We start from the raw sequence: 9,469 nt of genomic DNA, 5'->3' as shown, positions 1-9,469 counted from the left end.
CAGGTATTCACCTGGGGCGACCTTGTATTGCTTGCCACCAGTAACGATTACTGCGTACGACATGGTATTTCTCCGATAATCCTGCTCACCCAGCTCTTTATAAGAAGAGGTATTGGCTGGCATGGCTGCATGGGATGGAACGACCCAAATGCAATTGCGTAAGGCAGGTGCTGCCCAGGAAGTTCAGGGTGCGCGATTGTACGCAAGGCGCGGGCACGTTGCAAGTGGCCTTCAGACGCTATGGAAGGCTCGAAGCCCGCAGCAGCTTTCACCATGTCTGACCGCGCCTTGACAGGCCCGGACGTGGGTCCTAGCATGCCGCGCAACCCTTCTGGAGCAACTGTCGCTGATGCAACCCCAAGCTTTCTACCGCGCGGTGGCGGACGATTTTAACGCCGTCGACGGCATCATCAAGAAGCAGCTGACTTCCCGAGTGCCGCTGGTATCGAAAATCGGCGACTACATTACCTCGGCTGGCGGTAAACGCCTGCGTCCTTTATTAGTGTTGCTGTGTGGCAAGGCCCTGGGTCGCGAAGGCGACGATATGCGCCTGCTGGCCGCCACTATCGAGTTTCTGCACACCGCGACCCTGCTGCACGACGACGTGGTCGACATGTCCGGCATGCGCCGTGGCCGCTCGACCGCCAACGCCATGTGGGGCAACGCCCCGAGCGTGCTGGTCGGTGACTTCCTGTACTCGCGCTCGTTCGAGATGATGGTCGAACTGGGCTCGATGCCAGTGATGAAGATTCTCTCGCAAGCCACGCGGATCATTGCTGAAGGCGAAGTCCTGCAGCTGTCCAAGGTGCGCGACGCCAGCACCACCGAAGAAACCTACATGGAAGTCATCCGCGGCAAAACCGCGATGCTTTTCGAGGCTTCGACCCACAGTGCCGCGGCCTTGGCCGGCGCCACGCCAGAACAAAGCGAAGCCTTGCGCACCTTTGGTGATCACCTGGGTGTGGCCTTCCAACTGGTCGACGACCTGCTCGACTACCGTGGCGACGCAGAAACCCTGGGCAAGAACGTCGGCGACGATCTGGCCGAAGGCAAGCCGACTCTGCCGTTGATCTACACCATGCGCGAAGGCACGCCAGAGCAGGCGGCGCTGGTGCGTCAGGCGATCCAGAAAGGCGGCATCGAAGACCTGGAAAGCATCCGCGCTGCCGTGGAAGCCTCGGGTTCGCTGGACTACACCGCACAACTGGCCCGCGATTACGTCGCCCGCGCTATCAAATGCCTCGAAATGCTGCCCGCCAGCGAATACCGTGATGCATTGGTCGAACTGAGCGAGTTTGCGGTCGCCCGCACGCACTAACACCCAAGCAAGATCAAAAGATCGCAGCCTGCGGCAGCTCCTACAGATTGACGCGTAGGAGCTGCCGCAGGCTGCGATCTTTTGCTGTCAGCCCCCTCCTCCGACAAAACCCTATATAATGTGCGCTTTTTAGCCATCCTGAATCCAAGGAGCTTTAGTGAGCACGTTGCCACCCTGCCCGAAATGCAATTGCGAATACACCTATGAAGACGGCGCCCAGCTGATCTGCCCAGAGTGCGCCCACGAGTGGTCCGCTAATGGTGAAGCCGAAGCTGCGTCCGATGAAACCGTGAAAAAGGATTCGGTCGGCAACGTCCTGCAAGATGGCGACACCATCACTGTGATCAAAGACCTCAAGGTCAAGGGTACATCGCTGGTGGTCAAGGTCGGCACCAAGGTCAAGAACATCCGTCTGTGCGATGGCGACCACGACATCGACTGCAAGATCGACGGTATCGGCCCGATGAAACTCAAATCCGAGTTCGTCAGAAAAGTCTGAACCTGCTGTATTCCATCCCACGCCCTGCGTGGGATGGAGCCTCACCCTCGCCTGATTCCCCAACAATCCCGCCCAGTAGCAAAACGCCAGCCGTTTTGACCTCCAGCAATTCCCACATAGAAAACAGCAGAAATCGCCAATAGGTACTTGCTATTAATTGAATAGGAATTATTCTCATCAGACCATTCAAAAGGAGATGAGCATCATGACTTACTTGATCGATGCATGGCTGGACCGTCCACACCCTTACCTCAGGATCCTGCATCGGGAAACCGGGGAAGTCTGCGCGGTATTGGAAGAAGAAGCCTTGAGTGAGCTGCAAGACCAGGGCGACCTTGACTTCAATGGCCTGAGTTCCAGCGAGCCGGTGGTGCTCAAGGAACTGGTACGCAACCTGTTTCTGTTCTGCTACGCCCGAGCATTGCGCCCGATGAATGATCCGAACACCAAGTTCGAGGTATGAAGGTCGTATGCAATATGTCGGAGCAAGCCCTGTGGGAGCGGGCTTGCTCGCGAAAGCGATCTGACATTCAACATTGATGTTGCCTGACCTTCCGCCTTCGCGAGCAAGCCCGCTCCCACATTATCGAGCCTGTTCCGACACTTGGGGCTTACAGAACGTCGAGCAGCTCGACGTCGAACACCAGAACGCTGTGCGGCGGAATGCTGCCAACGCCTTGTGCGCCGTAAGCCAGTTCGCTCGGCACATACAGGCGCCATTTGCTACCGGCGTTCATCAGTTGCAGAGCTTCGGTCCAGCCAGCGATCACGCCGCCAACCGGGAACTCTGCAGGCTGACCACGATCGTAGGAGCTGTCGAACACAGTGCCGTCGATCAGAGTGCCGTGGTAGTGAGTGCGCACTTGATCTTCGCGGGTTGGCTTGGCGCCTTCACCTTGAGTCAGTACTTCGAACTGCAGGCCGGAAGCCAGAGTGGTGATGCCGTCACGCTTGGCGTTTTCAGCCAGGAATGCCAGGCCTTCGCCAGCAGCCGCTTCAGCCTTGGCAGCTGCTTCGGCTTGCATGATTTCGCGGATAACCTTGAAGCTGGCAGACATTGCTTCCTGGCCAACACGGCTTTCCTTACCGGCGAATGCGTCGGTCAGACCCGCCAGGATCGCGTCCAGGCTAACGCCCGGTGGCGGGTTGTCGCGCAGTTGGTCGCCCAACTGACGGCCGATACCGTAGCTGACGCGGGTTTCGTCGGTGGACAGATTTACTTCGGACATGACACTGCTCCGCTGTGCGGACGGCTCGGGACATTGCCGTGCGTGCACAGCGCATCCCGGAGCGCCCGGAACCAAAAGGGCCAGCAGACTAGCACAGATGCCATTGCGGTGATCAGGGGTGTCAGCGTTCTCAGGAGATGGGCACCTTCAGGCTCTCTTCCGCGCTAATGCCCAGACCGCACATCTCGTCGTGCACCGAGGTGTGAATCAGGTTGAATGTCAGCTTGGGAAAGGCATGAAGGACTTCACGAGCATGCTCCACCGAACGCAGACGCAGCGTTTGCCCATGGGCGTCGTCGAGCGGATGAGCGGCGCCATGTATCCGTGCCTCCAACAGATAAATCCCGCCTTCCATCGAGATCAGATTCAGCTCATCGACCTTTCCGGCGATGGCATAGGCGTTCAATTCGTGCAGGTTCATGAGCACACCCCGCGCAATGGCGAGCCAGGACACTTACAGGGATATGCCTCGGTGCGCGAAAGCACAAGCCGGAAACGCCGCCGCCCGTCCGTTTCAACAGTCACTACCTGTCTGTAGGAGCAAAGCTTGCTCGCGATAGCGGTATCGAGAACAGCGGAAGGACCGAGTCACGCCCATCGCGAGCAAGCTTTGCTCCTACAGGTATAACAATCAGTGCTTGGTCAGCTTGTCCAGATAACCCATGGCAAACGCCGAGATCACGAAGGTCATGTGAATGATCACGTACCACTTCAGGTGCTCGGGATCGACGTTCCTGGCGTCCATGAAGATGCGCAGCAGGTGGATCGAGGAAATGGCCACGATCGAGGCCGCGACTTTCATCTTCAGGGAAGAAGAGTCCATCGTTCCCAGCCAGTTGAGTTTTTCCTTGCCATCATCGATGTCGAGTTCGGACACGAAGTTTTCGTACCCGGAAATCATCACCATCACCAGCAGGCCGCCCACCAGCGCCATGTCGATCAGCGACAACAGCACCAGAATCAGGTCGGACTCGGCCATCGAAAATACGTTGGGGATAACGTGGGAGACTTCCTGAAAGAACTTCAGCGCCAGGGCCAGCAGGCCCAGGGACAACCCGAAGTAGATCGGCGCCAGCAGCCAACGCGAGGCGTACATTGCATTTTCGACAAAACGTTCCATTGAATCTCACACAAGGGTTTTAAACGGCGGCGAGTATATCAGCCGCTCAAAAACCCATAAACCGCAGACAAATCCACAACCTGCGAGTCCGCCAAAGCGTTTTTCTGCTAGTGTCCAAAGCATTCGCATCGATCACTTGCGTCGTAGAGGAAAACCGGAAAATGGATTTGCGATTGCCTTTAACGACTGTCGGCCTTTGCCTCGCGGTACTGATCGGCGGCTGCTCACCCAGCGATGAGAAGCGCCCGCAGAGCCTCGAAGAAAAGACTGCACAGTTCGAGAAGTCGCTGGACGCGATTCAGGACCCCGAACTCAAGGATGCCGTGGCCAACCTCGGCGGCTCGCTGCTGCTGCTTGAACGTGCACAGCAAAAACTTGCCATCAAGCCAATCGCCACTGAATACGGCGAAGACGCCATGGCCCTGCTCAAGCACTATCCGACGCCGCAGGCCCTTGTCGACACCTACATCAACGGCCTGTTCGTACTGCGCAAGGACTCCAGCTCCGACTACCTGATCGACTTGCAGCCCGTATTCCCCTTCAACTTCAACATGCCCTCCGAGTTCCCCTTCCCGCATGGGCTGGAATGGCAGTCGGTCACGCTGAGCAACAAAAAGGTCATCCCTTTCCAACCGGAATGGTCGGAAACCGATCCTGGCATTCAGTTGAGCCCTTCAAGCTCCAGCATGACCAACCCGGATGACCTGACCGTGGCCTACCCTTTTGTCGAGGGCGTGGAAGTCGACAACAAGAGCCAGCCGCAACCGCTGAGCCTGCAAGGCAAAGTCGAAGTCATCGCACCGCACAAGGTATTCACCTTCAACCTGACGAACAAGGACGTGGGCCAAACCCGCACCGACGACAACATTAGCGTCACTCTGCGAGCCCTGGAAAAGAACTACGCCGAAGTTGAAGTCAATAACAGCGCAGCACTGGCGCCAGACGTCAGCGGCACCCCGCTCAACCCGCTGATCGTCCAGGCCAGGGACACGACCGGGCAGTTTCTCTCACGCTCGGGCTCGATTAACGAAGACGCCGCACAAATCGAGTTCTATAAAAAACAACTGGCCGAGATGCAGAAGCAGACCGCCTGGAGCGATGAGTTCGAAAAACAGCTCGACGACGAGCAGCAGGCGTTCGAACACAAGCAGACTCATCATTACACCAAGGTGTACTTCAACGGCCCCATCGACAACCTCGAAGTCAACGTCCTCGACTTCTCGACTGTCACTGTCACCCGCAAGGGACTGGAACTGCCGGTACGCCGCTTCGACCGCAATACCACGGATAAAATCATCCAGAGCCTGAGCGTGCCGGTGGTGGTATACGACGATCAGGCTGCAACCTGGCTCAAAGGCGCCACACTGGATAAGGAACAACTGAAAAAGAACATCCACATCAGCCAGACCGTCGAGGACGCCAGTGCGGCACGCATCGAATTCAATCACCCGAAAAGCTTTAACGACGAACTGCTCGGTTCCTCATTCAGCCCCGGTGACACCCCCGTGACCTTCTTCACCCAGGACAATAAGGGCAAACGCGGCGAGCCCATCGAGTTGCCGGCCGAGGCCTTCGAAATCGACCCGCTGCACGCCACTATCACGTACGACCTGACCTTGTTCCCCGAGACACCGGCGTATGCCGTCGGCTCGATGCCGCTGTTTCTGGCCAATATTGCAAAAAACACCTTCGACACCCAGAAGCTGCCCAAAGGCCTGGAGCTCAAGGGAAATGCCTTGGTAGTTGACCAGAAAATGTTCCCCGCCCAGGACTGGCGCTTCTTCGCCAAGGACGCGAGCGGTAACTACTTGAAGGAGATTCTTGCTGTCAGCCATGACGCCAGCACAGATGGCCCAGCGGTGTTTGAGGTGCATTATTTCTACGGCCAGCCGACCAGCCTGGAGACCTACCAGCGCACCGACCTCAATACCGTCGAATATGGATTCGAGGTCAAACTCGACAAGGCCGAAAACCCGAACCCTGTCGAATAGCTCGCTAATGCTCGGGGTTGAACTCGAAACCGCCCAGGTTGCGGCAGCGCCCACCGTTGATTTCCCGCAGTTGGGCTTGCAGGTGCAAACACCAGATTTGCGGGTCATCGGCCAACTCGTAGCCGTGCAGGGTCAGGCTTTCAACGATGGTTTCAAGTATCGATTCGGCCACGAAAGGACCATGAAACGGGCCCTGGGCTTTGATGGCGGAAGGTTGCTCGCCGGCCATTCCAGCGGCAAACAACAAGGTCCACATACCGGTGTCCCCCGCGAGCGGGCGAATACTGCATTCGATACGGGTAACCAGACCCAAGCATTGGCGGGTGAGGCAGAGGTTGCGCGGCATGGCGGCGACCCTCGGTATATCCGGTATTCAGCCTCCACGGGAAGGCTGTCTCTATCCAGTGATGACTGTCGATGTCCTTGACCTGAGCATAGAAGAAAAGTCGAGTCAGCAAGTTGACGGGGGGCTAGAAGGCGCCGAATGGTCGTTGCAGGATTTTTGACGTCACCCGGGCGGCAATGAGGTTGGCCTTAACGGGAGGATACCGTTGAAAAGATCGCAGCCTGCGGCAGCTCCTACAGGAGTGCGCAGGTTGCGATCATTTACCCATCAGGCGGGCTTGGCCGCAGCCAATGCTTCCAGGGCCTGCGCCTGGGCCTGCTCCTTCTCGGCCTCTTTCAGGTCATCCTCGCTGATCATTTCCGCGATCACCCGCAAACGCTCCACCACGCGCGCGTTGACGCTGCCCTCAGGGAACTGACCCTCTTCGTCCGGCTCGCCGGCAGGCTCGCCCACCAGCAGGCTCAATGCCTCATCAGCCTGACGCACCGCGTAGACATGGAACTGCCCGGCACGCACGGCCGCCAGCACCCGCTCATCGAGCATCAACGTGGCGACGTTGGCCTGAGGAATGATCGCGCCCTGCTCACCGGTCAAACCGCGCGCCTCGCAGAGACGGAAGAAGCCCTCGATCTTCTCGTTGACCCCACCCACCGCCTGCACTTCACCGAACTGGTTGATCGAGCCGGTAATCGCGAAGCACTGCTTGAGCGGGGTTTTCGACAACGCCGAAATCAACGTGCATGCCTCGCCCAACGATGCACTGTCGCCATCGACGTAACCGTAGGACTGCTCCAGCGCGATACTCGCCGAGATCGCCAACGGGAACTCCTGGGCGTAACGGCTGCCCAGATACCCGGTGAGGATCATCACGCCCTTGGAGTGGATCGGCTGCCCGAGGTTGACCTCACGCTCGATGTCGACGATGCCGCTGCCGCCGGGGTAGACCGTGGCAGAGATTCGCGCCGGTATACCGAAGGCCGAGTCACCGACCTCCAGTACCGTCAGCCCGTTGCATTTGCCGACCGCCGCGCCCGCGGTGTCGATCAGGATGATCCCCGCCAGCATGTCATCGAGAATCCGCGCCGACACGCGCCCGGTACGAGTGGCCTTGGCCTTGAGCGCACGCTCGATGTGCCCGGCATCGGTCATGTCATCGCCAGCCAGATCGCGAATGAAGTCCGCCTCGCTGACCAACTGGAACAGATCGCCAATGCGCGCCGACAAACGGCCCTGGTGCTCGGCCAGCCGCGCACTGTAAGTCGCAAGACGCGCCACCGCATCAGCGGTCAGTGGTGCCATGCCTTCTTCCGAGGTCCGGGTTTTAAGCAACTGAGCGAACTGTTCAAGGCTTTCGTCGACCATCGGGATGTCTTCATCGAAGTCCACCAGCACCCGGAACATTTCCTGGAAGTCCGGATCGAGGTCTTGCAGCGTGTAATACAGCTGGCGTGCGCCGATGATGATGACTTTGACTTGCAACGGAATATGTTGCGGTGTCAGGGTCACCGTCGCCAGTCGGCCCAGTTCGCCCAGCGGCGATTCCATTTTCAGTTTGCGTGACTGCAAGGCCCGCTTCAGCGCATCCCAGACAAAGGGTTCGCTAAGCATTTTTTCGGCTTCCAGAATCAGAAAACCACCGTTGGCGCGGTGCAGCGCACCCGGACGCAACTGCCGATAAGTGGTGTAGAGCGCGCCCTGATCGGTGCTGTATTCGATACGGCCGAACAGGTTGTCGTAAGTCGGATGCGGTTCGAACACCACTGGCGCACCGCCGCTGAACGGATGACCGACCACCAGGCTCGGGCCATATTGTTCTTCGAGCAATTTACGGGCGACCGCGTCGGTCTTGCTGTCATCGACCAGTTGCTCGACCACCGTCTTGAGCAGATACACCTGCATCGCTTGCAGGTAACCGCACACCGCAGCATTTTCTGCGTACTTTTCCGACAGCGGCGAAAGCAATGGCTGCAAGGCCAGGGTGATGGTTTCTTCGTTGAGATGACGCAGTTGGTTGCTCGACTCGCGCTTCCACTGTGGCAGGCTGGCCAACTCTTCGTTCAGGCGCTCTTCGAGCCATGAGATATCAGTGTGAAAACGCTCGCGGTCGGCTTCCGGCAACTGGGCGAATTCAGCCTCGTCCAGCGCCTTGCCTTCGCTCATCGGAGTGAAGGCGATGTTGGTGCTGTCGCGGTACAGCGCGACTTCTTTCTCCAGCGCCAGGCGCTCGATCACGTCCAGTGCGCGGTCGTAGCGCTGGTTGAAGGCACGGTCGATGGCGCTTTTCTTTTGCTGGTAGGACGGGTGTTCGAAGACTGCTGGAAACGTCGCCAGCAGGTTGTCGATCAGGCCATTGATGTCGGCGATGAACGCACCGGCTGTCCCGGACGGCAACTCCAGTGCGCGAGGTTCGCGCGGCTCATCGAAGTTGTTGACGTAGACCCAGTCCGCCGGGGTCTGCAGGCGTTTGCCTTCGGCTTTCAGGTAGCGTTTGACGAACGAAAACCGGCCAGTGCCGGGCTCCCCCATGACAAACACGTTGTAACCGGGGCGTGGCATGGCCACACCGAACTGCAAGGCTTCAACCGCACGTTCCTGGCCGAGCACACCGCGAAAAGGCTCCAGATCATTGGTGGTAGAGAAGCTGAACTGTTCAGCGGAAAACGGACGGGTCAGCGCTTCGGGCGCTAGACGCAAGCTGGCAGCAACAGGATCAGGCATCGGGCTTCCTTACATCAGGCGGGGCAGTTGAAGGCATTCTGGCGCTGCCCGTACCTGACTGGCAAGGCGCGCCTTGGGTAAAAGCATAGTCAAAGGGCAAACCCCAGGCGGACCGGGTGTGAATCAATGGTATTCGGGAATGTTTTGCAAAAAATCACGGAACCCCGGGATCGTGCCTAAACTCCAAACTGCGCGGCTGGACTAATAACCGGCCCAATGGCGTCAGAGCGGCGCCAGAACCCCTGTCT

At 58.4% G+C, this 9,469-nt stretch carries 9 protein-coding genes; 4 read left to right on the top strand and 5 right to left on the bottom strand.

Going from position 1 to position 9,469, the window contains the following annotated elements; genetic code table 11:
• The first annotated feature begins 349 nt into the window (after positions 1-349).
• From ACIPIN_RS23130 to ACIPIN_RS23120, 3 genes are all read left to right on the top strand, one after another.
• Positions 350-1,318 (top strand): polyprenyl synthetase family protein, encoded by a 969-nt coding sequence (locus ACIPIN_RS23130; protein ID WP_262114928.1) that lies wholly within the window; start codon positions 350-352, stop codon positions 1,316-1,318.
• Positions 1,319-1,475: 157 nt separating this feature from the next.
• Positions 1,476-1,817 carry a zinc ribbon domain-containing protein YjdM gene (locus ACIPIN_RS23125; RefSeq protein ID WP_401122582.1) on the top strand — a complete coding sequence of 114 codons (342 nt, stop codon included), beginning with the start codon at positions 1,476-1,478 and terminating at the stop codon, positions 1,815-1,817.
• 205 nt (positions 1,818-2,022) lie between these two features.
• Positions 2,023-2,280, top strand: coding sequence for a hypothetical protein (locus ACIPIN_RS23120; protein ID WP_401122579.1), 258 nt, complete (start codon positions 2,023-2,025; stop codon positions 2,278-2,280).
• A 148-nt stretch (positions 2,281-2,428) separates the two neighbouring features.
• On the opposite strand, the gene ACIPIN_RS23115 is transcribed toward ACIPIN_RS23120, so the two are convergent.
• The 3 genes from ACIPIN_RS23115 to ACIPIN_RS23105 form a co-directional block, all read right to left on the bottom strand.
• Positions 2,429-3,046, bottom strand: coding sequence for an FKBP-type peptidyl-prolyl cis-trans isomerase (locus tag ACIPIN_RS23115; RefSeq protein ID WP_054595509.1), 618 nt, complete (start codon positions 3,044-3,046; stop codon positions 2,429-2,431).
• Positions 3,047-3,176: 130 nt separating this feature from the next.
• The gene (locus ACIPIN_RS23110; RefSeq protein ID WP_401122576.1) at positions 3,177-3,467 is read right to left on the bottom strand and encodes a DUF6482 family protein; all 291 of its coding nucleotides are present in this window, start codon (positions 3,465-3,467) and stop codon (positions 3,177-3,179) included.
• A 210-nt stretch (positions 3,468-3,677) separates the two neighbouring features.
• Positions 3,678-4,166, bottom strand: coding sequence for a TIGR00645 family protein (locus ACIPIN_RS23105; RefSeq protein ID WP_401122574.1), 489 nt, complete (start codon positions 4,164-4,166; stop codon positions 3,678-3,680).
• Positions 4,167-4,327: 161 nt separating this feature from the next.
• On the opposite strand from ACIPIN_RS23105, the gene ACIPIN_RS23100 reads away from it, so the two are divergent.
• Positions 4,328-6,157, top strand: a complete 1,830-nt coding sequence (locus ACIPIN_RS23100) for a hypothetical protein (RefSeq protein WP_401122572.1) — start codon at positions 4,328-4,330, stop codon at positions 6,155-6,157.
• Between the two features lie 4 nt (positions 6,158-6,161).
• Here ACIPIN_RS23100 and ACIPIN_RS23095 read toward each other — a convergent pair whose 3' ends face one another.
• Both ACIPIN_RS23095 and ACIPIN_RS23090 read right to left on the bottom strand, forming a co-directional pair.
• Positions 6,162-6,503, bottom strand: a complete 342-nt coding sequence (locus ACIPIN_RS23095; RefSeq protein ID WP_401122569.1) for a hypothetical protein — start codon at positions 6,501-6,503, stop codon at positions 6,162-6,164.
• Positions 6,504-6,770: 267 nt separating this feature from the next.
• Positions 6,771-9,221, bottom strand: coding sequence for a Lon protease family protein (locus ACIPIN_RS23090; protein WP_401122566.1), 2,451 nt, complete (start codon positions 9,219-9,221; stop codon positions 6,771-6,773).
• Positions 9,222-9,469: the final 248 nt, after the last annotated feature.

This window comes from Pseudomonas sp. NPDC087697 (assembly GCF_044743155.1).
Taxonomy (GTDB): domain Bacteria; phylum Pseudomonadota; class Gammaproteobacteria; order Pseudomonadales; family Pseudomonadaceae; genus Aquipseudomonas.
This window is presented reverse-complemented; position numbering and strand designations above follow the sequence as displayed.